The sequence below is a fragment of the Paenibacillus typhae genome, from assembly GCF_900099765.1.
Classification (GTDB): Bacteria; Bacillota; Bacilli; order Paenibacillales; family Paenibacillaceae; genus Paenibacillus_AQ; species Paenibacillus_AQ typhae.
In genome coordinates this window covers 1-25,456 of record NZ_FNDX01000003.1, presented here as the reverse complement: position 1 = coordinate 25,456, position 25,456 = coordinate 1, and the positions used below count along the sequence as shown (strand labels likewise).

Genomic DNA, 25,456 nt, shown 5'->3' with positions numbered 1-25,456 from the left:
CAGAGTGAGGGATTAGTTATGAAATTAAAAGAATTATCTTCTTGTCTTGCGGCTTCGCGCCTGTATGGAGACGGGGAAACCGAGATTGTTAATCTTCAGGCAGATTCCCGGAAGGTTAAGCCCGGCGATTTGTTTATCTGTCTGCCTGGTTTTACGGTGGATGGCCACGATTATGCACCACAGGCGGCAGCCGGAGGCGCTGCAGCGCTCGTAGTTGAACGGAAGCTGGATCTGGAGCTGCCGCAGCTGATCGTCGATGACTGCCGGTTTGCCATGTCCGTACTCGGAAATGCCTTCTTCGGTTCACCGAGCAGCCGTATGAAAATGATCGGCGTGACCGGAACGAACGGCAAAACGACGACCACCTATCTGATTGAGCGGATCATGTCCGATCACGGACTGAAGACCGGGCTTATCGGCACGATCCGGCTCCAATATGACGGCCAGACCTATCCGGCTTCCGGCACGACGCAGGAGTCGCTTGAGCTGCAGCGTACACTGAACGATATGGCGCTGAAAGGTGTGGAATGCTGTGTCATGGAAGTATCCTCCCATGCTCTTGAACAGGGGCGGGTGAAGGGCACGGACTATCGTACAGCGATTTTTACAAACCTGACCCAGGATCATCTGGATTACCATCATACGATGGAGGAGTACCGTGCGGCCAAAGGGCTGTTCTTCTCCCGTCTGGGCAACGTCATTTCACCCTGGAAAGAAGAGCGTAAGTACGCCGTGCTGAATGCCGATGATGAAGCGAGCGCTTATTTTGCCGCCCAGACTGCAGCGGAAGTGATTACATACGGCATTGATAATAACGCCAACGTCAGGGCGTCGCAAATATCGATTACAGCCAAAGGAACATTTTTCCATGTGGATACGTTTAAGGGAGAGGCTGATATTTCGCTGCGCATGGTCGGCAAATTCAATGTATATAACGCCCTGGCTGCAATAACCGCCGCACTGCTCGAAGATATTCCGCTGGAAGAGATTAAAGCAAGTCTGGAGTCGGTGGCAGGGGTGGCCGGTCGTGTGGAATCGGTTGACGAAGGGCAGGATTATGCTGTTATTGTTGACTACGCGCATACGCCCGATGGACTGGAGAATGTGCTGAAGGCTGTATGCGAGTTCGCCGGCGGCAAGGTGCTGACCGTATTCGGATGCGGCGGCGACCGGGATAAGACAAAGCGTCCGCTTATGGGCAAGATTGCCGCGAAATACAGCGACCATGTATTCGTGACTTCGGATAATCCGCGGACAGAGGACCCTCTGCAGATTCTGCAGGATATTGAAGCCGGCCTCAATGAAGACGGGGTTCCTCAGGAGCGTTATGAGATGATTCCGGACCGCCGGGAGGCGATCAGAAAGGCTATTGAAATGGCAAGCCCCGGCGATGTAGTATTGATTGCGGGGAAAGGTCATGAGACCTACCAGCTGATCGGCGGAGTGGTTCATGATTTCGATGACCGCCTTGTCGCCAAAGAAGTTATAAGGGGCCGAAGCTATTGATTACAAGAACGCTGCAAAAAATCGCTGACATGTGCGGAGGAACATTAGGTTCTGCTGCAGATCCGGAACTGGAGATATCGGGAGTCATTACCGACTCCCGCAAAATTACATCAGGCTGCCTGTTTGTCCCGCTTGCGGGAGACCATTTTGACGGGCATGATTACAGTGCGGCGGCACTCACTGCCGGGGCTGGCGCCACACTCTGGCAGCGGGATAAGGGGGCTGCACCGGAAGGTGCGGTCATTCTGGTTGAGGATACATTGGCTGCCCTGCAAAGGATGGCTGCCGCTTATCTAAGCGAAACCGGCGCGCAGGTTGTAGGTATAACGGGCAGTAACGGCAAAACGACAACTAAGGATATCGTTACATCCCTGCTGGAGGGACAATACAAGGTTCATAAAACTCAGGGAAACTTCAACAACCATATCGGACTGCCGCTTACGGTGCTTTCAATGAGCGAGGATACCGAGATAGCCGTACTTGAGATGGGCATGAGCGCGCGGGGAGAAATTGCCCTGCTGGCTTCGCTTGCCGCTCCGGACGTTGCGGTTATTACAAATATAGGGGAATCGCATCTGCTGCAGCTGGGCTCCCGCAAGGAAATTGCCCGGGCCAAGCTGGAAATTGCTGAAGGATTAAAGCCTGGCGGACTGCTTATCTATAATGGCGATGAACCGCTGCTCGCCGAAGTTATGGCAGAAGCTGCTTTCCAAGCGCCGGAAGGTATGCAATCTGTGCGTTTCGGATTTGCCGCCGATAATGATGTTTATCCGACAGGGATGATGACGCATATCGGGGGAATGACGTTTACAACCGTCTACGTTGCTGAGGAGCGCGCTTTTACACTGCCGCTTCCGGGACGCCACAATGTCAGTAATGCACTGGCCGCATTTGCGGTTGCCCGGCATTACGGAGTTAGCGAGGCGAATATCGAAGAAGGGCTGAAACGGCTCAAGCTGACCGGCATGCGGATCGAAGTCATCGTAACGGCCTCCGGTCTGACGCTGCTGAACGATGCCTATAATGCCAGTCCTACCTCTATGAAGGCTGCAATTGATGTGCTCCAGTCTATGAAAACAGACGGCAAACGGGTTGCTGTGCTGGGGGACATGCTGGAACTTGGGCCTGAGGAAGCTGACTTCCACCGGGAAATCGGCGGATATCTGGATCCGGCTTTGACGGATCTGGTCTTTACTTATGGACCGCTATCCGCCTTTTTGGCAGAAGCCGCAGTCAAGAGCTTCGGTCCTGAGCGGGTATCGGCCTTTACCGATAAGGCAGAGCTGTCAGCTGCCCTGAACAGCCAATGCAGCTCCAAGGACATCGTGCTGTTCAAAGCCTCAAGAGGCATGCGCCTGGAAGAGACGCTGAACAGCCTTAACGAACATTTTAAACAGACATAAATACTGGAGGGGGTGTACCCATGGATTATCAACTTCTGCTGCTGACAATTGCTGTATCCTTTATCCTTGCGGTCATTGCCGCTCCGCTGTTCATTCCGCTGCTGCGCAGAATGAAATTCGGACAGCAGGTACGGGACGACGGACCGCAATCCCATTTGAAAAAAGCGGGAACACCGACTATGGGCGGCATTATCATTATGGTGGCGTTCACGCTATCCTTCTTAAAGTTTTCTGTAGTGAATTCGGATTTTTATGTTCTTTTGGTGGCTACGCTCGGCTACGGGCTGATCGGGTTCCTGGATGACTATATCAAAATTGCGTTTAAACGCTCCTTGGGGCTTACGGCACGCCAAAAGCTGGCGGGCCAGCTTCTGATAGGCATAGTGCTGAGCATCCTGCTGTTTAATGCCGGCCACAATACGGGAATCAGCATACCGGGGACGGACATCAGCTTTGACTGGGGCGCCTGGTTCTATTATCCGTTTATCATCATCATGATGATGGCGGTCACCAATGCTGTAAACTTCACAGATGGTGTTGACGGACTTTTATCCGGTGTCAGTGCAATCGCTCTTGCTGCCTTTGCAGTTGTAGCTATGCAGGCAACTTCGATTGCCGCCGGGGTATGTGCGGCTGCAATGATCGGCGCAGTGCTCGGGTTTCTGGTGTTTAATGCCCATCCGGCCAAAGTATTTATGGGGGATTTCGGTTCCTTCGGAATCGGCGGCGCCATCGGGGCCATTGCCATTGTGACCAAAAGCGAGCTGCTCTTTGTAGTGATCGGCGGTGTATTCGTAATTGAAATGCTGTCCGTCGTGCTGCAGGTGGCATCTTTCAAAACACGCGGCAAGCGTATCTTCCGCATGAGCCCGATCCACCATCATTTTGAGCTTGGAGGCTGGTCGGAGTGGCGTGTTGTTACGACTTTCTGGGCGGTAAGCCTGCTGCTTGCGGCTGTAGGACTAATCTTGAGCAAGGGGTTGTAAGGAATGAAGCATCCAGATGAATACAAAGGCAGGGAGGTGGTCGTCCTGGGGCTCGCAAAAAGCGGAGTCCAGGTGGCCAAAGTACTGCATGAACGCGGAGCGGTTGTCACGGTCAACGATAAAAAGGAAAGAGAGCAAAGTCCCGAAGCTTCCGAATTGGAATCTTTGGGAATTTCTGTTATATGCGGAGGGCATCCGGACGGCCTGATTCATGAAGGCGTAAGCCTTGTAGTGAAGAATCCGGGAATCCCGTATTCCGTGCCCCCGGTACAAAAAGCACTGGAGCTCGGCATTGAAATTGTAACCGAGGTGGAGGTTGCTTACCTTATCTGTGAAGCGCCGATGATCGGCATTACCGGCTCCAACGGCAAGACGACAACGACGACCTGGGTGGGCAAAATGCTGGACGCTGCCGGAATGAACCCGATTGTTGCCGGAAATATCGGCACACCGCTAAGTCAGGCTGCGCAAGAGGCAAGCGAGGATAACTGGATGGTAGTCGAGCTGAGCAGCTTCCAGCTTAAAGGAACGGAGACATTCCGCCCTAAGGTTGGCGCGCTGTTGAATGTGACGGAGACCCATCTCGACTATCACGGCGGCATGGAGGACTACGTGGCCTCCAAAGCGAAGCTCTTTGCCAACCAGAAGCCCGAAGACACTGCGGTGCTGAACTGGGATGATCCGGTCTGCCGTGAGCTTGTTCCTTATATCAAGGCAGGTATTCTGCCCTTCTCGATGACCGAGGAGCTGGTCCAGGGAATCTTCGTCCGGCCTTCTTATGTGCCGGATACAGAGGATGATCTGGAACGGGTGATCATTTACCGCGATTACAGCGAGAGTGAAACCGAGATAGCCAAGGTCAGCTCAATCGGTCTGCCCGGCCGCTTCAATGTGGAGAACGCGCTGGCAGCCTGCGGCATTGCCATTGCCGCAGGGGCAGATCCTGCCGTGCTTGGCGGCGTGCTGGCATCGTTCCGCGGTGTTGAGCACCGGCTGGAGTATGTGGCAGAGAAGGCGGGTACCGCCTACTACAACAACTCCAAAGCTACCAATTCCAAAGCGACAACCATGGCGCTGGGCTCCTTCAAGCAGCCGCTGGTGCTGATTGCCGGAGGTCTTGACCGCGGCTCCGACTATATGGAGCTGCTGCCTGTCCTGGGCGGCCTGAAAGGGATCGTGGTCCTGGGCGAGACCCGGGACAAGCTGGCGAAGGTTGCCGCAATGGCAGGAGTAAAGCATATCATCTCCGTCGATAATGGGGAGAGTGCCGCCGCCGTGCTGCAGCAGGCTGTGCGGGAGGCTTCCGCTCTCGCGGAACCGGGAGAGGTTGTTCTCCTGTCTCCTGCATGCGCCAGCTGGGATATGTTTACATCCTATGAGGAGCGCGGGCGTATTTTTAAAGAGGCGGTGCATAACCTTTAAGTAGGGGGGTGGATAAGCCCCTACTACGGATGCAAGAGGTGTGCTCCTGATGAACAAATCGCGTCATGCGCCTGACATCTGGCTGCTGATCCCCATACTTGCCCTGCTGGCAATCGGCATGGTGATGGTTTACAGCGCCGGATCTGTCCTGGGCTTCCGCAATTATGGCGATTCGTTTTATTTTGTCAAAAGACAGCTGCTGTTCGCCGGACTTGGCCTTGGTGCAATGTTCGTAACCGCCAACACGGATTATCCGGTGCTGAAGAAGTTTGCACGGCCTGCACTGATCCTCTGCTTCATCCTGCTTGTCCTGGTTTTAATTCCGGGCATCGGGGTAGTCCGCGGCGGTGCGCGCAGCTGGCTGGGGATCAGCAGCTTCGGCATTCAGCCCTCCGAATTTATGAAGATGGGGATGATTCTGTTCCTGGCCAACTGGCTTGGCAAGGATGATTATGACATCTCCACCTTCACGCGCGGCCTGCTGCCGCCGCTCGCCCTGATCGGCTCGGCGTTCGCGCTGATTATGCTCCAGCCGGACCTCGGCACAGGCACCGTGATGTTCGGTGCGGCGCTTATGATGGTCTTTACGGCAGGCGCCCGGATGAAACACCTGCTCTCGCTCGGGGGGCTGGGGGTGCTCGGCTTTGCCGGGCTGATTGCCGCTGCACCTTACCGTCTGAAGCGGATTACAGCCTTTCTTGACCCCTGGTCCGATCCGCTTGGCGCAGGCTATCAGATTATCCAGTCCCTTTATGCGATTGGTCCCGGAGGGCTGGGCGGCCTCGGGCTGGGGATGAGCCGGCAGAAATACAGCTATGTGCCGGAGCCTCAGACTGATTTTATTTTTTCTATACTTACTGAGGAGCTGGGTTTCATCGGCGGAATTGCGGTGCTGATACTCTTCCTGATTCTGATCTGGCGGGGAATGAAGGTGGCGATGAGCCTGCCTGACCGGTTCGGCAGCTATCTGGCGGTAGGGATTGTCAGTATGGTAGCAGTTCAGGTCATCATTAATATTGGTGTGGTTATCGGAATGATGCCGGTAACCGGCATTACCCTTCCGCTGATCAGTTACGGGGGATCTTCGCTGACTCTGATGCTCACGGCACTCGGCATTTTACTGAATCTATCCCGTTATGCGAGGTGAAAGAGATGCGTATCGTATTAAGCGGCGGTGGCACGGGGGGGCATATTTATCCCGCCGTTGCTGTCGCCAGGCAGCTTGAAGCGGAAGAGGGAGGATCTGCCTTTCTCTATATCGGCGGCAAACGCGGTCTGGAGAGCAGGCTCGTTCCCCAGGAGAATCTTCCTTTTAAAGCTATTGATATTACCGGCTTCCGCCGGAAGATTTCGATGGACAATGTAAAGACGATCATGCGTTTTCTGAAGGGGGTTAAGGCTTCCAAGGAAATGCTGCGTGAGTTCAAGCCTGATGTCGTAATCGGCACAGGAGGATATGTATGCGGTCCTGTAGTATACGCGGCCTCCCGTCTCGGGATTCCGACGCTTATCCATGAACAGAACGCGATTCCCGGACTGACGAACAAATTTCTGAGCCGGTATGCCGATACGGTAGCCGTAAGCTTTGAAGGCACAGAATCCGCTTTTCCGGGCGGCAAAAACGTCATCTATACCGGTAATCCAAGAGCTACTACGGTCACAGCTGCAAGCCCGCAGCGCGGTTATGCGTCCCTTGGCATACCTGAAGGAAGTACGGTTGTGCTAGTGGTCGGCGGCAGTGGCGGAGCCAAGGCGATTAACCGGGCGATGATTGAGATGGTACCGTTTGTGGGTAAGGGTAATGGAGTTCATTATGTTTATGTTACAGGCGAGTCTTACTTTGAAGAAACCCGCAAGGCCCTGCGTCAAAAGCTCGGTGGAGAGCCTAGCTGGCTGCATGTGCTCCCCTATGTCCACAATATGCCCGAGGTTCTGGCTTGTACCTCGCTGATTGTGAACCGGGCGGGCGCCTCCTTTTTGGCCGAGATTACAGCTTTGGGTATTCCCTCCGTCCTCATTCCGTCCCCTAATGTGACGAACAATCACCAGGAAGCGAATGCAAGACAGCTTGAACGTGAAGGTGCGGCAGTTGTACTGCTGGAGAAGGATTTGACCGGCAAGGCGCTGCATGAAGTCGTTCAGCGGATTATCGGGGCAGAGTCACTGCGGAGAAGCATGGCGGAATCGTCCAGACGTCTGGGCAAACGGGATTCGGCTGCGCTGGTCGTCAGCGAACTGCGGCGGCTTGCCGCCAAACGGAAGAAATAAGGCTAGGCTGCCGGCAGGCCGCTGCTCCAGGGCCGCTCTTATTCTCCAGCTGTCACACACCCGGGGTTATGAACATAGGATAATCCTATAATCGTGACAATCACCCATGGTTCTTCCCGCAGGGTGAGATGCCTACGCGTATACTGTTGTACCAGGGGCGTTTCACAGGTTTTGGTCGGGAGAAACCGGTTGTGGGTGAGCGGTAATCTCGGAGGTGATACATTGGACAAATTGGTGATTGAGGGTGGAAGTCCCCTGTCAGGCACCATACGTATCCATGGAGCAAAAAATGCGGCTCTGCCAATCCTGGCGGCAAGCCTGCTGGCCGAAGGAGTTCACTCACTGCATAATGTGCCTAAGCTGCTTGACATCGAGACTATGCTGAACATTTTGGGACGGCTGGGCTGCAGGGCTGTGCATGAGGAAGAAACGGTAACAATGGATACGTCAACCTTAAGCACTTCCCATGTTCCGGAGGATTTAATGCGGCAGATGCGGTCTTCCATTTTTTTAATGGGACCCCTATTGGCCAGATTTGGTGAAGTGACAATCTATCAGCCGGGTGGCTGTGCGATTGGGGAACGTAAGATTGACCTTCACCTGCAGGGCCTAAAGCTGTTGGGGGCTGAGATTGAGGAGGTTAGCGGGAGGATTTCCTGCCGGGCCGGCAGGCTGACAGGGAGCGACATTCATCTTGATTATCCCAGTGTCGGTGCCACAGAGAATATTATGATGGCAGCGGCAATGGCTGAGGGCACGACTACGATATCAGGTGCGGCCAGAGAGCCGGAAATCCAGGATCTGCAGAATTTCCTGAATGCGATGGGTGCTAACATTATCGGCGCTGGCACCGATACCATCACTATCCGGGGTGTCGAGAAGCTCTATCCCTGTACGTATGAGGTCATCCCTGACCGGATCGTTGCCGGCACGGTTATGATTGCCGCTGCTGCAACGCGCGGAAGTGTCACACTGACCCACACCAATGCGGGACATTTAACCTCGCTCATCCATGTGCTGAGGCGGGCAGGTGTTCAAATTACAGTCTGCAATGATATAATTAATGTCAGCTGTATGGGTCGTCCGCGTGCGGTAGAGCGGATCGTGACATCGCCCTATCCCTCCTTTCCGACGGATCTGCAGTCTCAGGTGATGGTGCTGCTGTCGCTGGCCGACGGTTTCAGTGTCATTAAAGAGACGGTATTCGAAGGCCGCTTCAAGCATGTGGAGGAAATAGCCCGGATGGGTGCGGATATCTCCACTGACCTGAACCGCGCATTTATCCGCGGCGTCCAGAGATTGTACGGGGCAACAGTGGAAGCAACGGACCTGCGGGCCGGAGCCGCCCTGGTGATCGCCGGTCTCGCAGCACAGGGAACTACTATTGTTGAGCAGGCGCACCACATCGACCGCGGGTATGACGGCATCGAGCTGTTATTTCAGAAGCTGGGTGCACGCATCAGCCGCAAAGTACCTGTACCGGGTCCCTTTGATTTGGCCAATTAAAGCTCCCTGTCTCCTTCGGCTTCGGCCAGGGAAGGAGACAGGGCCTTATTACGGAGATATGAGAATGCCTAAAACCCGACTGCCTCGTCTAAAAGAGGACAAGCCTGTAAAAAAAATGAGCCGTAAAATCACAGTCATTCTGCTGCTGCTCTTCATAGCGCTGCTGGCCGTAATCTTTTTCCGGTCCTCCGTCAGCCGCATCACGGAAATCCATTTTCAGGGTAATAAATACACTTCCCGTGAGCAGCTGCTGGAGAGAAGCGGCCTGGTAATCGGCGGACAGTTTTTCGCAGCCTCAGCTGATTCTGTGGAAAATTCGCTGAAGGGGCTTAAAACCGTCAAGGAGGCCACTGTGGTCAAAAATTTTCCGGGGATTGTCAACATTACCATCGAAGAGTTTCCGGCTGTAGCCTACGAGCTGGATCAGCAGGGGATTCTTGAAGCCATCCTGTCCAGTGGGGCTGCCGTTAAGGTGAATGACACCGGGATAGCGGTTGAGAAGCCGATTCTGACCGGATGGAAGGAAGAAGATCCTAATAAGGCCAAGCTCTCCCAGGCTTTGGCGGATATTCCCAATGAATTGACCAGTGACATCTCCGAGATCGTCCCTTCACCGACCCTATCTTTTCCGGACCGCATCAAGCTGTATACCCGTTCGCATTTCGAGGTGATTACAGCAATCTCGCTGCTGAAGGATAAGGTGGAATACCTGAACCAGGTGATCGAGACCGAGGAGCCCGGACTGATCAAGATGCTGGAAGCTGATACGTATGTGCCTTTCGTGGCAGATACCCAGGACGTAAATGACATACAAGAGTAAATAGTCCCTACTAATGATATGGAAAAAATGCTACAATCGGAGTTACGGGCAATAAGGTGTATCCCTCTTTTTTCTGCGGATTTTTTGAGAATAAGGCCTGGACGCACTCCATATTATCCCATTCAAAAAAATTGTAGAAAAAAGAGGGAAAGGAATCGTGATGTTGAATATGTACAGAGAAGCTTCCCGGCTAGGGAAACCGTGTGTTTCTTCAGCATCAACTTTTAATTATAACAGGAGGTGCCATAGGGCTTGAGCAACAATGACATCATTGTTAGTTTGGACATCGGTACATCCAAAGTGCGGGCAATTATCGGGGAAGTTACTAATGGAACCTTTAATATTATTGGCGTTGGATCTGCTGATTCGGAAGGGATACGCAAGGGTGCGATTGTAGATATCGATCAGACTGTGCAATCGATCAGAAGCGCCGTGGAGCATGCGGAGCAGATGGTCGGTATTCAAATATCCGAGGTCTATGTCGGGATTTCCGGAAATCATATCGGTCTGCAATCCAGCCATGGCGTCGTGGCCGTCCAGAATGAAGACCGGGAGATTGGCGAAGAGGACATCGATCGTGTGATCAAAGCGGCAGAGGTTATTGCAATGCCGCCGGAGCGTGAAGTTATCGATGTTGTCGCCAAACAGTATATCGTTGACGGTCTGGAAGGAATCCAGGACCCCCGCGGTATGATCGGTGTCCGCCTGGAGGTTGAGGCGACGATTATAACCGGGGCGAAAACGCCGATACATAATCTGCTTCGTTGTGTAGAGAAATCAGGGCTGAAGGTGAAGGATCTTGTGCTGATGTCTCTTGGAGCCGGCGGATTGGCGCTGTCCAAAGATGAGAAGTCGATGGGTGCGGTACTAGTCGATATCGGTGCAGGCTCCACTACGATAGCCGTATATGAAGAAGGTTCCCTGTGTGCCACTTCCACGATCCCAATCGGCGGAGAATTTGTAACGAATGATATTGCCTACGGGCTTCGTACCCTTACGGATCAGGCGGAGAAGGTTAAGCTGAAGTACGGCTGTGCCTGGATCGATGACGCCGCCTCAGACGTCGTGTTCAAAGTGCTCCGTATCGGCAGCAATGTGGAGAAGGAATTTAACCAGGAGGATCTGGCAGCGATTATCGAGCCGAGAGTCCAGGAAATATTTCAACTGATCCGCCAGGAAGTTAAACGGCTGGGTTACAATGAGCTCCCCGGAGGTTATATACTTACGGGTGGTACTGTATCGATGCCGGGTGTCCTGAAGGCGGCCCAGTCTGAATTATCGGCTTCGGTACGTATTGCTGTTCCTGACTATATCGGAGTGCGCGACCCGGGCTTCACCGGGGGTGTAGGTATTCTGCATAATGTCGTCCGCCGTTTCCGCGTCCGCGGCAATACCGGCGGAAGCACTAATAAGAAGACGGTCAACCGAAGCAAACAAAGCGCTGCTCCAACCCAGGAGATCGACAAGAAGCCGGGGCTGATGGAGCGTATTAAGAACATGTTTAGCGAATTCATATAAGTGTAAGTCCAGATATACTTGGACCGGCCATCCAAGCACTATTCAAGGGGGAGATGGAATCAATATGTTGGAATTTGATTTTGAAATGGAGAGCTTGGCGCAAATTAAGGTCATCGGCGTAGGCGGCGGCGGAAGCAATGCTGTCAACCGGATGATTGAAAACGGCGTTCAGGGTGTGGAGTTCATCACGGTTAATACAGATGCCCAAGCGCTGCATATGGCCAAATCGGAGCATAAATTGCAAATCGGGGACAAGCTTACCCGGGGACTTGGCGCAGGCGCCAATCCTGAAGTAGGCAAGAAAGCGGCCGAGGAGTCCCGCGATCTGATTTCGAATACGCTTAAGGGTGCAGATATGGTCTTCGTTACCGCAGGAATGGGCGGCGGTACAGGTACCGGCGCAGCGCCTGTGATTGCCGAGATCGCCAGAGAATGCGGAGCATTGACCGTAGGCGTCGTGACCCGCCCGTTCACTTTTGAAGGCAGAAAACGCGCTAACCAGGCAGAACTCGGAATCGAAGCACTCAAGGAAAAGGTTGATACGCTGATTGTTATTCCGAATGACCGGCTTCTGGAAATAGTAGACAAGAAAACGCCGATGCTGGAGGCATTCCGTGAAGCGGATAATGTGCTCCGCCAGGCTGTACAAGGCATATCTGACCTTATTCAGGTTCCCGGCCTGATTAACCTTGACTTTGCTGATGTGAAGACGATCATGACAGAACGTGGTTCTGCGCTTATGGGGATCGGTATTGCCACCGGCGAGAACCGTGCTTCTGAAGCAGCCCGCAAAGCGATTATGAGCCCGCTGCTTGAGACTTCTATCGAAGGTGCGCGCGGTGTAATTATGAATATTACAGGCGGCTCGAACCTCTCATTGTATGAGGTGAATGAAGCGGCTGAGATCGTTACCGCTGCTTCCGACCCTGAAGTTAATATGATTTTTGGTGCCATCATTGAGGAAAGCATGAAGGACGAAATTAAGGTCACGGTTATCGCTACCGGGTTCGAACACAAGCCTTCACCGGTTTCACAGACCCGCCGTCCGGCGGTCAGCAGCGAACCTGCTCCTGCTGCTGATAAGAACAACAGCAACAATCTGCGTCCGTTCGGTAATCAGACAGCCTCTGACCAGCTTGATATTCCGACCTTTTTGCGTAACCGCACACGCGGCAATAACGATTAGACAACTGTAAATATTTCATACGGAAGCACCGTATCCCCTGGCTGGAAGGCCTGGAAGGATGCGGTGTTTTTTTGCTTTTTCAGCTGATATAATACAAATAACGGGAGCGGATGAACAAATGGAGCTGCTTGATCCCCGGGTGGATTTTGTGTTCAAACGAATTTTTGCAAGTGACGGCAATAAGGATGTACTGCTGGCTTTTCTAAATCGTGTACTACAGGATGCGGGTGCACCCCCGCTTGAGGAAGTCGTGCTGCTGAATCCCTACACGGATAAGGATGATCCTCAGGACAAGCAGTCTATCTTTGATATCTGGGCGAGGACGGTCGACGGCAGGCTGATTAACATTGAAATGCAACTGTTCAACCAGTATGACATGGAGAAGCGGACCCTGTACTACTGGAGTAAGCGTTATTCAAGCCAGCTGCAGACCGGCGGCCGGTATATAGAGCTCAAGAAATGTATAACGATTAATATATTAAATTATAATGTGCTGCCGAATGCACACACCCATAGTGTATTTCATTTGCGCGAGGACAGCAGCGGTGTGCCGCTCATCGATGACATAGAAATTCATTTTCTTGAATTGCCGAAGCTGAAGAAGGCTGCTGTTCCAGGTGAAGAAGGACTGGTCAACTGGCTGCTGTTTTTAAAGGGAGATACTGATAACTGGGAGGTACTGAAGATGAATGAACCTGCACTGCAAAAAGCGATAGAAACGCTGGAATATCTGAGTCAGAATCCCGAAGCCCGGCGCAAATATGAAGACCGTCAGAAGTTTCTGCATGATGAGGCCTCGCAAAGGGATGGTGCGCAAAGGGAAGGCTTTGCAAAGGGTCTGGAGGCAGGTATTAAAGAAGGCATTAAAGAAGGCATTAAAGAAGGCATTAAAGAAGGTAAGTCAGAAGGAAGGAAAGAAGGTATGGAGCAGGCTAGGCTGGAGATTGCCAAGAATTTACTCCGGATGGGAATGGATCAGCAGGCCGTCCAAGCCGCAACCGGACTTACGGACGAGGAAATCAGATCTTTGAATCGAATAATTGAGAAGTGAATATATTTTACAGACCAGCCTCTTCGGGCTGGTTTTTCTTTATAAAACTACACATTGCCCCCGCACCTATAACTCGACAAAAAAACCTTTGGAGTGTCCCCCATGTTTAGACAGACTTTGAAAGCGGGAGTTTCTATACTAATCTTATCGTCCAAAAAGAGAGCCTGCTCCAGTCCACAGGACAGCAGCTCTTAGGCAGGTGAAAGTGCTGGTAGTTTATATTGATTTGATTTTCGCCGCCAATCTGCTGATCGACGGAGTGCTTATATGGCTGACCGCGTGGCAGATCAAAGTCAAGGTTTCCTGGTGGAGGCTGGCCCTCTCCGCTCTGGTAGGCGCGTTGTATGTAGTGATGATGTTTGTGCCAGAGCTCTCTTTTCTTTACACCTTTATGATTAAGTTCGGATTGTCCGTGCTGATGCTGTTGATAGCCTTCGGGTATGGCAGTCTGCAGCGCTTTCTGCGGGCATTGGGAGCGTTTTATGTCATCAATTTCGCGGCGGCCGGCGGCATTCTGGGCATCCACTACCTGCTGCAGAGCACCGGGGATATCTGGAACGGTATTCTGTTTACAAGTACAGGGGGCCAAGCCCACCGGCTGAAAATCGGCTTCTGGTTCGTGCTTGGAGTGCTTCCGGCGGTACTGCTCCTCTTTAAGCTAATCCATTCCTCACGGGTCCGCAGGGAGCAGCTGGACTCCTATATCGGTGAAGTTACTGTGGAAATTGAGGGTATCGTCGTCAGCTGTCCCGGATTGCTTGATACAGGCAACCGGCTAAATGATCCTTTGACCCGGATTCCGGTCATGGTGATGGAGGCATCACTGTGGGAAGGATATCTGCCGGCCTCCTGGAAAGGAAAGCTGACACAAATGGGCGCAGACCAGCTTCTTCTGGAAACGGACGGGCAGTCTTTTGCGTGGCAGGACCGGATGCGGCTGGTACCGTACCGGGGCATTAACCGCGGGGCGGCATTCATGCTCGCACTGAAGCCGGACCTGGTGAAGATAAAGCTTGGTGAGGAAATTTTCTGCAGTAAAAGAGTGCTCATCGGGCTGGATGGCGGGACACTGTCGGGAGACGGCGCGTACCGGGCGGTCATACATCCTGACCTGGCCCAAAGAGAGCACGCGGCTGAAGCTGCAGTGCCTAGCTGAAATGATAAGAACGTGTAAATTCGAAGTTACACTGGATTCTTATCTTTCTCACACAACCGGATACCACTGAGCACTTCTTGGAGGAGGAACAATAATGGTCAAATGGAAGCTTGCGCTGCAGCTGCAGTACTATCGGATGCTGTTTCTGCTGGGGCTGAAAAGCCAGGAAATTTATTATATCGGGGGAAGTGAAGCTCTGCCTCCGCCCTTGACAAGGGAAGAAGAGGAATACCTGCTGCAAAGGCTGTCGACAGGTGACGCTGCGGTGAGAGCCATGCTGATTGAACGCAACCTGCGGCTAGTTGTCTACATTGCACGCAAATTTGAGAACACAGGCATCAACATCGAGGATCTGGTCTCCATTGGCGCCATCGGCCTGATCAAGGCCGTTAACACGTTCGATCCCGACAAGAAGATCAAGCTGGCCACTTATGCCTCGCGCTGCATCGAGAATGAGATCCTGATGTATCTGCGGCGCAACAGCAAAACGCGCAGTGAGGTATCCTTTGATGAGCCGCTGAATATCGACTGGGACGGAAATGAGCTGCTTCTGTCAGATGTGCTGGGAACGGAAAATGACACCATTTACCGCAATATAGAGGAGCAGGTCGACCGCAAGCTGCTGCAGAAGGCGCTGGAAAAGCTGAGCGAGCGGGAGCGGCTGATCATGGAGCTGCGGTTCGGGCTGCGCGGCGGAGAGGAAAAAACGCAGAAGGATGTTGCCGACCTGCTGGGAATCTCGCAATCTTATATCTCGCGGCTGGAAAAGAGAATTATCAAGCGGCTGCGGAAGGAATTCAACAAGATGGTGTGAGCAAAAAACCAAGGAATAAAATGCCGGACCGGGGAGATAATGTACAGTAATGTTTCTCCTTGGGAGGTAAATCATCATGACCCGAAACAAAGTCGAGATTTGCGGAGTGGATACTTCCAAGCTGCCCGTTCTGACAAACGTGGAAATGCGGGAGCTGTTCACTTCGCTGCAGCAGCAGGGCGAGCGATCCGCCAGAGAGAAATTGGTTAATGGTAACCTTAGACTCGTTCTTAGCGTTATTCAAAGGTTCAACAATCGGGGAGAGTTCGTAGACGATCTGTTCCAGGTAGGCTGCATCGGTCTGATGAAAGCCATCGATAATTTTGATTTATCGCAAAATGTGAAGTTCTCCACCTACGCGGTTCCGATGATTATCGGCGAGATCCGCAGGTACCTCAGAGACAACAATCCGATCAGAGTCTCGCGTTCGCTGCGGGACATCGCCTACAAAGCCCTTCAGGTCCGTGACAGCCTGACCAACCAGAATTCGCGGGAGCCGACGATTTTTGAAATCTCCCAGGCGCTTGGTGTACCGAAAGAGGATGTTGTATTCGCACTGGATGCCATCCAGGACCCCGTTTCTTTGTTTGAGCCAATTTACCATGACGGCGGGGATCCGATCTATGTGATGGACCAGATCAGCGACGACAAAAACAAGGATGTCTCGTGGATTGAGGAAATTGCCCTGCGTGAAGCGATGCGAAAGCTGGGCCAGCGCGAGAAGCGGATTCTGTCCATGCGTTTCTTCGAAGGGAAAACCCAGATGGAAGTGGCGGATGAAATCGGCATATCACAGGCCCAGGTCTCTAGGCTTGAGAAGTCGGCCATCCAGCAGATGCAGAAGCATGTGAAGTCTTAAAGCTGACGATAAAAAAGCAGGGGTATCCATAAGGCGTGTTCAAGCCGGCGGATACCCTTTTGTATGTTATGCAGCAGCCGCTGCAATTAATTCTGCATGTTGCCAAGCCTGAAGGACATATAATCAGCTATAGGTCTGATTGTACAGGAGTGGTGGGATGAACGAGGATTCCTTTAATTCAGGCAAAAAAATGAAAATTTCCGATTTTCAGACGAAGGATGTCATCAATATCGTGGATGGAAAACGGCTGGGGCAGATCAGCGATCTGGAGCTGGACCTGCGCCGGGGAGTAATCGATGCGGTCATTGTTCCGGGCTTCAGCCGCTTTATGGGGCTGTTTGGAGGCGGCAGTGATCTGATTATCCCCTGGCGGAATATCGTCAAGATCGGTGCGGACGTCGTGCTTGTCAAAATAGAAGAGGCCCGGCTGCCGCAGGGCCAGGAAGAGCGCGAACCCATGTATCTCGAGCGGGGGGACCGCAGCGAACGGCGCACTTATTAAGCGGGTGCGTCTTTTTTAACCGTTTGTGGTAAAGAGCTTTGTAAAGGATGCACCGCGCGGGCGTTTGAGCAAGCCTCGTAGACCTGGCCTCACATTGTAGGGTACACTTAAGCAGAGGTGAGAGAATGGAACCGTTTATTCAAAGCAAAGGGCTGCCTGTGCTGCTTGAGGTGGAGCCATGGCAGGTGCATACAGAGATTACTGCCGGGTTCACAGGAAGAGCTGGCGGGGCCGGAAAGCCGCCGTATGACGGCTTTAACTGTGCTTTTCATGTTGGCGATGATCCGGAAGATGTGCTGAGCAACCGGAGAATGCTTGCGGAGAGTCTGGGATTTAGCCTGGCCGACTGGACCTGCGGAGAGCAGACTCACGGAAAACATATAGCTGCTGTGACTGCTGAAGACCGCGGACGCGGCAGCACCGACAGAGCGTCGGCATTTCCGTCTACGGACGGGCTGATGACTAATGTGCCGGGTGTGCTGCTTACTTCTTTTTATGCCGATTGTGTGCCTTTGTACTTTTATGATCCTGTGCAGCGTGCGGTTGGACTGGCTCATGCCGGATGGAAGGGAACCGTAGCGGAAATTGCCGGGGCGATGGTTGAAGCAATGTCCGGGATGTACGGAAGCCGTCCTGAGGAGATTATAGCGGCTATAGGCCCGTCAATCGGAGACTGCTGCTATGAGGTTGATGATTATGTCATGAATCATGTGCGCTCGCTTGAGCCGTCATTGCCTGAGCCGGCTTCACCCGAGACTGCATCGCTTCTATACAGCGTTTCGCAGAGTGATAAGGGCAAGAGTATGCTGAACTTGAAAGAAATGAACCGACGCATTATGATTAAAGCAGGAATTTTGCCGACTCATATCGAATGTACAACATGGTGTACAAGCTGTAATCCTGATGTATTCTTTTCATACCGTAAGGAACAGGGAGTAACAGGAAGAATGACGAGCTGGATCGGAATAAAGGAGAGTTGAAATTGGCTTTGACACTGCAGGAAAGAATAGTTGCTGTTAAGGAACGTGTAGCACGTGCCTGCGCGGCAAGCGGCCGGGATGTACATGACGTCAAGGTTATCGCAGTGACGAAATATGTATCGCTGAAGACGGTGGCGGAGGTTCTGGAGGCAGGCCTTGAGGAAATTGCCGAGAGCCGCTGGCAGGATGCCGAGCATAAGTGGAATGCTCTTGGAGACAAAGGGACCTGGCATTTTATCGGTCATCTGCAGACCAATAAGGTTAAGGACGTTATCGGCAAATTTGAATATATACATTCATTAGACCGGCTGTCGCTGGCACGGGAACTGCAGAAAAAAGCCGAAGCCGCCGGTATTGATGTAAAGGTATTTCTCCAGGTGAATATCTCCGGAGAAGATACGAAGTTTGGACTGCCGCCGGAGGCTGTGCCGGATTTCCTCCGGGAAATCGCTCCGCTGCACCGGATTAAAGTAGTCGGACTGATGACGATGGCACCACATGAAGAGGATCCGGAGCTTACCCGTCCGGTGTTCCGCGGACTGCGCGAGCTGCGTGATGAGCTGAATCTGCTGGCTTTGACACCTGAGCCTATACAAGAGCTGTCGATGGGAATGTCGAATGATTTTGAAGTGGCGATAGAGGAAGGAGCCACCCGGGTGCGCCTGGGTACGGTATTAGTAGGTCACGAGGAGGGAGCTTGATGGGCGTGATGAACCGGTTTATGAATTTTTTGGGCTTGCAGGAGGAAGAGGAAGTTGTTGAGCGGGAACAAATCACCCGCGATGAAGAGGAGTATGAGCCGGCCCCTGTAGAAACCCGCAAGAACCAGCGGGCTAACGTCGTCAGTATCCATTCGCAAAAAAATGTGAAGGTCGTACTGTATGAGCCCCGCTCTTATGAAGAGGCTCAGGAGATTGCCGATCATCTGCGTTCCCACCGTACCGTTGTCATTAATCTGCAGCGTGTGCGCAACGACCAGGCGATGCGGATTATTGATTTTCTTAGCGGAACGGTTTATGCCCTGGGTGGAGGAATATCCAAGATTGGGGGCAATATATTTATGTGCACACCGGACACCGTTGAGATTCAGGGGTCGATTACAGAAATCCTGGGAGACGAACAAGATTACAACAGAATGAGGTGAACAGGTTTTGAACGAAATATCTTCCATTATTAACATTCTATTTCAGATTTACTATTACATGATTATAATATACATTCTCATGTCCTGGCTGCCAAACCTGCGCGAAAATTTCATCGGCGAGCTGCTGGGCAAGCTTGTTGAACCTTACCTGAGCCCTTTCCGGCGGATCATTCCCCCGTTGTTCGGGACGCTGGACATTTCCCCGATCATTGCACTGTTCGTATTGCGCTTTGCAGTAGTCGGTCTTCATTCCATCGTGGCAATGCTCTTCGGCTAGCATGATGAGAAATGAAATTTACGGGCATTTTCATCCTGATGAACGGCAGTTTGTGGATAAAGCCTGGGAATGGGTCAGCCATGCCGGGGATTATCATGAAGTGAAGCTGACAGAGTTCCTTGATCCCCGCCAGGGCTATATTCTGCAGACGCTGGTGAACCGTCATCCCGATGTGGAGGTTCGCTGGGAGGGCGGATCTGAGAACGCTGAACGGAGACGGGCGCTGGTTGCACCCGATTACCGTGATCTTTCTGAAGAAGATATAGAGCTGAAGGTGCTCAGTATCTCTTCAGGTGAGCAGAAATTTCTCACCCTGGAGCATGGCGACTATATGGGCGCTATTCTGGGACTTGGGGTCAAAAGAGGAAAGATCGGCGACATACACGTGCTGGAGGACGGATGCCATGTAGTAGTAGCATCAGACATCGCCGACTATCTGGCGATGAATCTGACCGGTGTGCACCGGGTTAATGTTACCACGGAGATTCTGCCGGTTTCCGGCTTGCGCGCAGCAGCGGTCAAGCTGGAAACGGTGGAGCTGACGGTCGCTTCCTTACGGCTCGATGGAATTGCTGCGGATGTAACCCGGCTTAGCCGGAGCAAAATACTGGTTCCGATTAAAGCGGGACGCGTGCGGGTCAACTGGAAAGTGGAAGAAGATCCTTCCTGCGGATTAAAAGACGGGGATATGGTGTCCATTCAGGGATTTGGCCGGTTTAAGGTTCTGGAAATCGGCAGTCTGACCAAAAAAGGCCGTTATCGGGTCAAGGTCGGTAAATTTGTCTGAATCTCCAGCAGGAATCTGCAGGCGCTTGTCGAAATTCATTACTCCTAAGGAAGCAAATGTTTTGAAAGCCGGACGCCGATAATTGTAACCAAGGTGCTCCTAGAGCTTCATCCGGAATGAAATCCCGGCAGCAGAACCGGCTGCCTCCTTCCTAACGGGACGAAGCATTCGATTCTTTTTGCAGTATAGTCATTCTACTGCGCCATCCGGATACCACAACGTCGGAGAAGCGCACAAGGTCCGAAATTTCTAGGAGGTGCACAGCATGCCATTAACGCCGCTCGATATACATAACAAGGAGTTCTCCCGGAGAATCCGTGGTTATGATGAGGACGAGGTCAATGAATTCCTTGATCAGGTCATCAAGGATTACGAAAGCGTCATTCGCGAAAATAAGGAGCTGCAGAACCAGCTTCTGTCCATTCAGGAGCGTCTCGATCATTTTGTGAACATTGAGGAAAGCTTATCCAAAACCATCATTGTCGCCCAGGAAGCGGCCGATGATGTAAAGAACAATTCCAAAAAGGAATCTCAGCTGATCATCAAGGAAGCGGAAAAAAATGCCGACCGGATTATCAATGAGGCTCTGTCCAAATCCCGCAAGATCGCGATTGAGACGGAAGAGCTCCGCAAGCAGGCCTCTATTTACCGCACCCGGTTCCGGACGCTGGTGGAAGCACAGCTGGAGCTGCTCTCCCAGGATGACTGGAATGCGCTTGAAAGCCGTGAGACCAGCGACAACCTGCTCTGATTATGATGTCCGGTATTGGGCGAGCTGATAACGGATGGTGTTTTAAGACGGTTGGGCGGCTGTGGTGTTGACATTTTTTCTTAAAACGTCTATAACTAGAACATATCTGTGTAAAGTTTATATGTATTCGATGACGGGACAAAGTACGATAAGGTTATGTTCTCCAGAGAGTCGGCGGTGCTGCGAGCCGATTGTTCAGGCCTTACCGGAAGATCTTCCCCTAGAAGCTGGGCCGAAGCGACTTCGTCGTGTGTAGGTTTATGCCGTCTGCCGGACGTTATCCCGGACCCGCACAGCAGCATTATGTGCGGAACTGAGATTGTGCTGTATTCACTCCCCTTAAGGATGTGCGTCAGGCACGAATTAGGGTGGTATCGCGAGCGTCGTCTCGCCCCTTTGGGGGCGGGGGGACGCTCCTTTTGTTGTGTGGCGATCCCCCTAAATCCCCCTTCCGAAGGGGGACCCCAAGGGCTGGCCGCCCTCTGGACACCCGCAACAAGGGCTCCGAGTGTGGAGTTTACGGTGGCGGACGGGGAAGGATTACTGCGGCGGGAGGAGCGGCCCTTCTTAGGCTCCCCTGGCGGGGACGCCTGCGGGGCCTTCACCTAAGGGCAAGCGACGGCTGCGCCTCGCCGCCCCAGGCGACCCGCCCAGCGCTGCCCTACGGGATCGCGGGGCGGGTGCCCCACAAGAGCAAAGGCACAAGCAAGCGGCGGCTGCGCCCCGCCGCCCCAGGCGACCCGCCTGGCGCTGCCCTACGGGATCGCGGGGCGGGTGCCCCACAAGAGCAAAGGCACAAGCAAGCGGCGGCTGCGCCTCGCCGCCCAGGCGTCCCGCCCGGCGCTGCCCTACGGGATCGCGGGGCGGGGGCCCCACAAGAGCAAAGGCACAGGCAAAGCTTTTGGTTTCAAGATTACATCATTGAAAGGATTGACCCTCAAAATGCAAAAAGTAGATGTGAAAGAGAAGGCGCGGGCAAGAGATGTCCGCATCCTGAAGAAATGGAGCGACGAGGATACGTTCCGCAAATCGATGGAGAACCGGGCGGGCCGCCCGAACTATGTGTTCTATGAAGGACCGCCGACAGCGAACGGCGTGCCGCATATCGGGCACGTGCTGGGCCGCGTAATCAAGGACTTTATCGGCCGCTACCAGACAATGAAGGGTTTCCGCGTCGTGCGCAAAGCGGGCTGGGATACCCACGGTCTGCCGGTTGAACTCGGCGTACAGAAGAAGCTCGGAATCTCCGGCAAGCATGAGATCGAAGAGTACGGCGTTGAGAAGTTCATCAAGGAATGTAAGGAAAGTGTCTTCGGCTACGAGAAGCAGTGGCGTGAATTTACAGAAGCAATCGGCTACTGGACGGATCTGGATAATCCGTATGTAACACTGGATAACACATACATCGAGAGCGTATGGAACATCCTGGCGACTGTGCATGACAAAGGCCTGATGTACCGCGGACACCGCGTCAGCCCGTACTGCCCTAGCTGTCAGACAACGCTGAGCTCCCATGAAGTGGCGCAGGGCTACAAGACTGTTAAGGATCTGAGTGCTACCGCCAAGTTCAAGCTTGAAGGCAGCGGAGACTACGTGCTGGCCTGGACGACTACACCGTGGACGCTTCCGGCGCATATGGCGCTGGCTATGAACCCTGAGATGGAATATGTGCGTGCCCGGCAGGAAGACGGCGTATACATCCTGGCGAAGAACCTGGTGGATGAAGTGCTGAAGGGCGAATACACGATCCTGTCCACTCACACAGGTGCTGACTTTATCGGCCAGAGCTATACTCCGCCGTTCAGCTATATCCAGGCGGAGAAGCACAATGTGATCGTGGGCGCATCCTTTGTTACGGATTCCAGCGGTACGGGGATCGTACACATGGCTCCGGCGCATGGTGAAGATGACTATAAGAGCTGCCGCGAGAACGGCATCAGCTTCGTGAATGTAGTGGATACTTCCGGTAAGTATACTGCTGTGGTGAGTGATTTTGCCGGACGGTTCGTGAAGGACGTCGATCTGGACATCATCAAGGTGCTGTCCGAAAAAGGACTGCTCTACAATAAAGAGAAATACGAGCACAGCTATCCGTTCTGCTGGCGCTGCGATACTCCGCTGCTCTATTATGCAACAGACAGCTGGTTCATCCAGACAACAGCGATCAAGGATCAGCTGATTGCTAACAATAACACGGTAGACTGGTACCCTGACCATGTGCGTGAAGGCCGCTTCGGCAAGTTCCTGGAAGAGCTTGTGGACTGGAACATCAGCCGTAACCGCTACTGGGGAACTCCGCTGAACGTCTGGGTCTGCCAGGATACGGGCAAGGAATTTGCGCCGCACAGCATCGCTGAGCTGCGTTCGATGGCGATCGGCGAGGTGCCTGAGGACATTGAGCTGCATAAGCCGTATGTGGACAACATCAAGCTGCGCAGCCCGTTCAGCGAAGGCGGCGTGATGGTACGTACACCTGAAGTGATCGACGTATGGTTCGACAGCGGCTCGATGCCGTTCGCCCAGAGTCACTATCCGTTCGAAAATAATGAGACCTTTGAAGACCAGTATCCGGCGGATATGATCTGCGAAGGGATCGACCAGACACGCGGCTGGTTCTACAGTCTGCTGGCGGTATCGACGCTGTTCAAGGGTAAAGCGCCTTACAAGGCGGTTATCGCCCACGGCCACATCTTCGATGAGAACGGCCAAAAAATGTCCAAATCCAAAGGCAACGTAATCGATCCGTGGGAAATCATGAACGAATACGGCACCGACGCATTCCGCTGGGCGATCCTGTCCGACAGTGCGCCTTGGAATAACAAACGCTTTTCGCGCGGCCTGGTCGGTGAGACCAAATCAAAGGTAGTGGATACGCTCGTTAACACGCATGCGTTCCTGACGCTGTATGCCGGTATCGACGGCTATGATCCTGCAGAGCATCCGTTCAAGGTGTCGGAGCACAAGCTGGACCGCTGGATTCTGTCCCGCCTGAACAGCCTGATCCTGCTGGTGGATAAAGGCCTGGCTGTTAACGACTTCGTTAACACCTCCAAAGCGGTTGAGAACTTTGTCGATGAGCTGAGCAACTGGTACATCCGCCGTTCCCGTGACCGTTTCTGGGGAAGCGGACTTGGCGAGGAGAAGCTGGACGCTTACCGCACACTGACACACGTTCTGCTTAAGACAGCTACGCTGATGGCTCCGTTCACACCGATGCTGTCCGAGGATATCTTCACGAACCTGGGCGGCGGGGAAAGCGTGCATCTGGCTGATTATCCAAAAGCGGACGAAAGCCTGATCGACCTGGAGCTGGAACGCGATATGGAAAGCGCAAGAGGCATTGTCGAGCTGGCCCGCAACGTGCGTAACGAGACCGGCATCAAGAACCGTCAGCCGCTGTCCGAGCTGATCGTGTCGCTGGACCGTGACTTTGCTATCGCCGACTATGAAGAGATCATCAAGGATGAGATTAATGTTAAGCATATTGTCCTGGAGAACAGTGACAGCGGCTTTGTTGATTTCACCCTGAAGCTGAACCTCAAAGTGGCAGGCAAAAAATACGGCAAAAACGTCGGCTTCATCCAGGGCTTCCTGAAAGGCATGGACAGTGATGCTACCCGTAAGGCAGTTACTGATGGCATGGTTGCGGTTGTCTCCCCGGATGGTGAGGAGCTGCAGATTACAGCAGAGGAGCTGCTTGTAGAGAAGCAGGCCAAATCCGGCTTTGCCGCAGCTTCCGGCTACGGGCTGACCGTAGCGCTGAATACCGAAATCACGCCTGAACTGGAGCAGGAGGGCTGGGTGCGTGAAATCATCCGTGCGGTGCAGGATTACCGTAAACGGCTTGATCTGGCGATTGAAAAGCGGATCGACCTGACCCTGCAGCTGGATGATGAGCTGAAAGCGGCAGTAACTGCTTTTGAACATGTGCTGCGTGACAACGTACTGGTTGCTGAGCTTGCTTTTGACGGTGACCATAGCTTCGAAGCAGTGGATGTCAGCGGTAAACCGATCGGCATCTTTATCAAGGGCTAAGCCCCGGAGCAGGTGCATTACCTGTCCCGAATTGGCATATACTAGCGGCATAAGAAGAAACGTCCAGGCAGCCCTGTGTGAAAGGGCATGTACTTTCTTGGGTATGCGCACCATGAGCAGTCCGTGTCCCTGGAGAGCTTTTCTCCGGGGAGGCGGGCTTTTTATGTTTAGGCGTGCCCAGAGGCACGCATTATCTAGTTGGTGCAAGTCCAACCAAGAGAGGGGCCAAGCCACTCTTGTAGCTAGGATGCTTGCGCATGGCGAAATCTGTGTGTAAAAGCGCATCGACAAAAGTACCGGTCAGAGACCGGGCGAGCAACAACCCAGGCCGCAACATCAAGTGAATCCTGCCGCGTCGTCAAAAAGGCCCTGCAAAGGGGAAAAGAGGGAGCCGAGTCTCGCTAAACTGGACGAAGGCCATGGAAGCTGTAAAGAACTTGGTACAACAGCGAAGAACCCTCCGGCGTAGAGGGAACGGCATGGTT

At 53.1% G+C, this 25,456-nt stretch carries 22 protein-coding genes; all 22 read left to right on the top strand.

Annotated elements, in window-relative coordinates:
* Window positions 1-18 precede the first annotated feature (18 nt).
* The 22 genes from BLR64_RS03510 to ileS all read left to right on the top strand — a co-directional run bounded on the left by BLR64_RS03510 (window position 19) and on the right by ileS (window position 24,971).
* Window positions 19-1,506 (top strand): UDP-N-acetylmuramoyl-L-alanyl-D-glutamate--2,6-diaminopimelate ligase, encoded by a 1,488-nt coding sequence (locus tag BLR64_RS03510; protein ID WP_090712273.1) that lies wholly within the window; start codon window positions 19-21, stop codon window positions 1,504-1,506.
* Window positions 1,503-2,909, top strand: a complete 1,407-nt coding sequence (locus BLR64_RS03505; protein ID WP_090712271.1) for a UDP-N-acetylmuramoyl-tripeptide--D-alanyl-D-alanine ligase — start codon at window positions 1,503-1,505, stop codon at window positions 2,907-2,909. Before BLR64_RS03510 ends, BLR64_RS03505 begins: the two co-directional genes overlap by 4 nt.
* A gap of 20 nt (window positions 2,910-2,929) precedes the next feature.
* On the top strand, window positions 2,930-3,895 hold the full coding sequence (gene mraY, locus BLR64_RS03500; RefSeq protein ID WP_090712269.1) for a phospho-N-acetylmuramoyl-pentapeptide-transferase: 966 nt from the start codon (window positions 2,930-2,932) through the stop codon (window positions 3,893-3,895).
* A gap of 3 nt (window positions 3,896-3,898) precedes the next feature.
* Window positions 3,899-5,317, top strand: coding sequence for a UDP-N-acetylmuramoyl-L-alanine--D-glutamate ligase (murD, locus tag BLR64_RS03495; RefSeq protein WP_090712267.1), 1,419 nt, complete (start codon window positions 3,899-3,901; stop codon window positions 5,315-5,317).
* 49 nt (window positions 5,318-5,366) lie between these two features.
* Complete coding sequence (spoVE, locus tag BLR64_RS03490) at window positions 5,367-6,464, top strand: stage V sporulation protein E (RefSeq protein ID WP_090712266.1); 1,098 nt, start codon at window positions 5,367-5,369, stop codon at window positions 6,462-6,464.
* Window positions 6,465-6,469: 5 nt separating this feature from the next.
* Complete coding sequence (murG, locus tag BLR64_RS03485; protein WP_090712264.1) at window positions 6,470-7,585, top strand: undecaprenyldiphospho-muramoylpentapeptide beta-N-acetylglucosaminyltransferase; 1,116 nt, start codon at window positions 6,470-6,472, stop codon at window positions 7,583-7,585.
* 222 nt (window positions 7,586-7,807) lie between these two features.
* Window positions 7,808-9,091 (top strand): UDP-N-acetylglucosamine 1-carboxyvinyltransferase, encoded by a 1,284-nt coding sequence (gene murA / locus BLR64_RS03480; RefSeq protein WP_090712262.1) that lies wholly within the window; start codon window positions 7,808-7,810, stop codon window positions 9,089-9,091.
* A 64-nt stretch (window positions 9,092-9,155) separates the two neighbouring features.
* Window positions 9,156-9,911 (top strand): cell division protein FtsQ/DivIB, encoded by a 756-nt coding sequence (locus BLR64_RS03475; protein ID WP_090712260.1) that lies wholly within the window; start codon window positions 9,156-9,158, stop codon window positions 9,909-9,911.
* Window positions 9,912-10,163: 252 nt separating this feature from the next.
* Window positions 10,164-11,429, top strand: a complete 1,266-nt coding sequence (ftsA, locus tag BLR64_RS03470; protein WP_090712258.1) for a cell division protein FtsA — start codon at window positions 10,164-10,166, stop codon at window positions 11,427-11,429.
* A 64-nt stretch (window positions 11,430-11,493) separates the two neighbouring features.
* The gene (gene ftsZ, locus BLR64_RS03465) at window positions 11,494-12,615 is read left to right on the top strand and encodes a cell division protein FtsZ (protein WP_090712256.1); all 1,122 of its coding nucleotides are present in this window, start codon (window positions 11,494-11,496) and stop codon (window positions 12,613-12,615) included.
* A 118-nt stretch (window positions 12,616-12,733) separates the two neighbouring features.
* Window positions 12,734-13,666, top strand: coding sequence for an Rpn family recombination-promoting nuclease/putative transposase (locus BLR64_RS03460; RefSeq protein ID WP_090712254.1), 933 nt, complete (start codon window positions 12,734-12,736; stop codon window positions 13,664-13,666).
* A 208-nt stretch (window positions 13,667-13,874) separates the two neighbouring features.
* Window positions 13,875-14,822 (top strand): sigma-E processing peptidase SpoIIGA, encoded by a 948-nt coding sequence (gene spoIIGA, locus BLR64_RS03455; RefSeq protein WP_090712654.1) that lies wholly within the window; start codon window positions 13,875-13,877, stop codon window positions 14,820-14,822.
* Window positions 14,823-14,913: 91 nt separating this feature from the next.
* Entirely contained in the window at window positions 14,914-15,636 is a 723-nt protein-coding gene (gene sigE, locus BLR64_RS03450) for an RNA polymerase sporulation sigma factor SigE (RefSeq protein ID WP_068726422.1), read from the top strand.
* A 76-nt stretch (window positions 15,637-15,712) separates the two neighbouring features.
* On the top strand, window positions 15,713-16,495 hold the full coding sequence (sigG, locus tag BLR64_RS03445) for an RNA polymerase sporulation sigma factor SigG (protein ID WP_039875939.1): 783 nt from the start codon (window positions 15,713-15,715) through the stop codon (window positions 16,493-16,495).
* A gap of 157 nt (window positions 16,496-16,652) precedes the next feature.
* Window positions 16,653-16,997 carry a YlmC/YmxH family sporulation protein gene (locus BLR64_RS03440; protein WP_090712252.1) on the top strand — a complete coding sequence of 115 codons (345 nt, stop codon included), beginning with the start codon at window positions 16,653-16,655 and terminating at the stop codon, window positions 16,995-16,997.
* A gap of 125 nt (window positions 16,998-17,122) precedes the next feature.
* Window positions 17,123-17,977, top strand: coding sequence for a peptidoglycan editing factor PgeF (gene pgeF, locus BLR64_RS03435; RefSeq protein ID WP_090712249.1), 855 nt, complete (start codon window positions 17,123-17,125; stop codon window positions 17,975-17,977).
* An 8-nt stretch (window positions 17,978-17,985) separates the two neighbouring features.
* Window positions 17,986-18,678, top strand: a complete 693-nt coding sequence (locus tag BLR64_RS03430) for a YggS family pyridoxal phosphate-dependent enzyme (RefSeq protein WP_090712652.1) — start codon at window positions 17,986-17,988, stop codon at window positions 18,676-18,678.
* A complete protein-coding gene (locus tag BLR64_RS03425) occupies window positions 18,678-19,121 on the top strand; it encodes a cell division protein SepF (protein ID WP_068726348.1) in 444 nt (147 codons plus the stop codon). Before BLR64_RS03430 ends, BLR64_RS03425 begins: the two co-directional genes overlap by 1 nt.
* A gap of 7 nt (window positions 19,122-19,128) precedes the next feature.
* Window positions 19,129-19,398 carry a YggT family protein gene (locus tag BLR64_RS03420; protein ID WP_082708007.1) on the top strand — a complete coding sequence of 90 codons (270 nt, stop codon included), beginning with the start codon at window positions 19,129-19,131 and terminating at the stop codon, window positions 19,396-19,398.
* A 4-nt stretch (window positions 19,399-19,402) separates the two neighbouring features.
* Window positions 19,403-20,185 carry a YlmH family RNA-binding protein gene (locus tag BLR64_RS03415; protein ID WP_167360597.1) on the top strand — a complete coding sequence of 261 codons (783 nt, stop codon included), beginning with the start codon at window positions 19,403-19,405 and terminating at the stop codon, window positions 20,183-20,185.
* Window positions 20,186-20,450: 265 nt separating this feature from the next.
* Entirely contained in the window at window positions 20,451-20,936 is a 486-nt protein-coding gene (locus BLR64_RS03410; RefSeq protein WP_068726346.1) for a DivIVA domain-containing protein, read from the top strand.
* Window positions 20,937-21,878: 942 nt separating this feature from the next.
* The gene (gene ileS, locus BLR64_RS03405; protein WP_090712650.1) at window positions 21,879-24,971 is read left to right on the top strand and encodes an isoleucine--tRNA ligase; all 3,093 of its coding nucleotides are present in this window, start codon (window positions 21,879-21,881) and stop codon (window positions 24,969-24,971) included.
* Window positions 24,972-25,456 lie beyond the last annotated feature (485 nt).

Excerpts from the sequence above, each read along its gene's own strand:
- BLR64_RS03510 (WP_090712273.1), top strand. The coding sequence starts at position 19 with ATGAAATTAAAAGAATTATCTTCTTGTCTTGCGGCTTCGCGCCTGTAT.
- mraY (WP_090712269.1), top strand. The coding sequence starts at position 2,930 with ATGGATTATCAACTTCTGCTGCTGACAATTGCTGTATCCTTTATCCTT.
- murD (WP_090712267.1), top strand. The coding sequence starts at position 3,899 with ATGAAGCATCCAGATGAATACAAAGGCAGGGAGGTGGTCGTCCTGGGG.
- spoVE (WP_090712266.1), top strand. The coding sequence starts at position 5,367 with ATGAACAAATCGCGTCATGCGCCTGACATCTGGCTGCTGATCCCCATA.
- murG (WP_090712264.1), top strand. The coding sequence starts at position 6,470 with ATGCGTATCGTATTAAGCGGCGGTGGCACGGGGGGGCATATTTATCCC.
- BLR64_RS03475 (WP_090712260.1), top strand. The coding sequence starts at position 9,156 with ATGCCTAAAACCCGACTGCCTCGTCTAAAAGAGGACAAGCCTGTAAAA.
- ftsZ (WP_090712256.1), top strand. The coding sequence starts at position 11,494 with ATGTTGGAATTTGATTTTGAAATGGAGAGCTTGGCGCAAATTAAGGTC.
- BLR64_RS03460 (WP_090712254.1), top strand. The coding sequence starts at position 12,734 with ATGGAGCTGCTTGATCCCCGGGTGGATTTTGTGTTCAAACGAATTTTT.
- sigG (WP_039875939.1), top strand. The coding sequence starts at position 15,713 with ATGACCCGAAACAAAGTCGAGATTTGCGGAGTGGATACTTCCAAGCTG.
- BLR64_RS03440 (WP_090712252.1), top strand. The coding sequence starts at position 16,653 with ATGAACGAGGATTCCTTTAATTCAGGCAAAAAAATGAAAATTTCCGAT.
- pgeF (WP_090712249.1), top strand. The coding sequence starts at position 17,123 with ATGGAACCGTTTATTCAAAGCAAAGGGCTGCCTGTGCTGCTTGAGGTG.
- BLR64_RS03425 (WP_068726348.1), top strand. The coding sequence starts at position 18,678 with ATGGGCGTGATGAACCGGTTTATGAATTTTTTGGGCTTGCAGGAGGAA.
- BLR64_RS03415 (WP_167360597.1), top strand. The coding sequence starts at position 19,403 with ATGAGAAATGAAATTTACGGGCATTTTCATCCTGATGAACGGCAGTTT.
- BLR64_RS03410 (WP_068726346.1), top strand. The coding sequence starts at position 20,451 with ATGCCATTAACGCCGCTCGATATACATAACAAGGAGTTCTCCCGGAGA.
- ileS (WP_090712650.1), top strand. The coding sequence starts at position 21,879 with ATGCAAAAAGTAGATGTGAAAGAGAAGGCGCGGGCAAGAGATGTCCGC.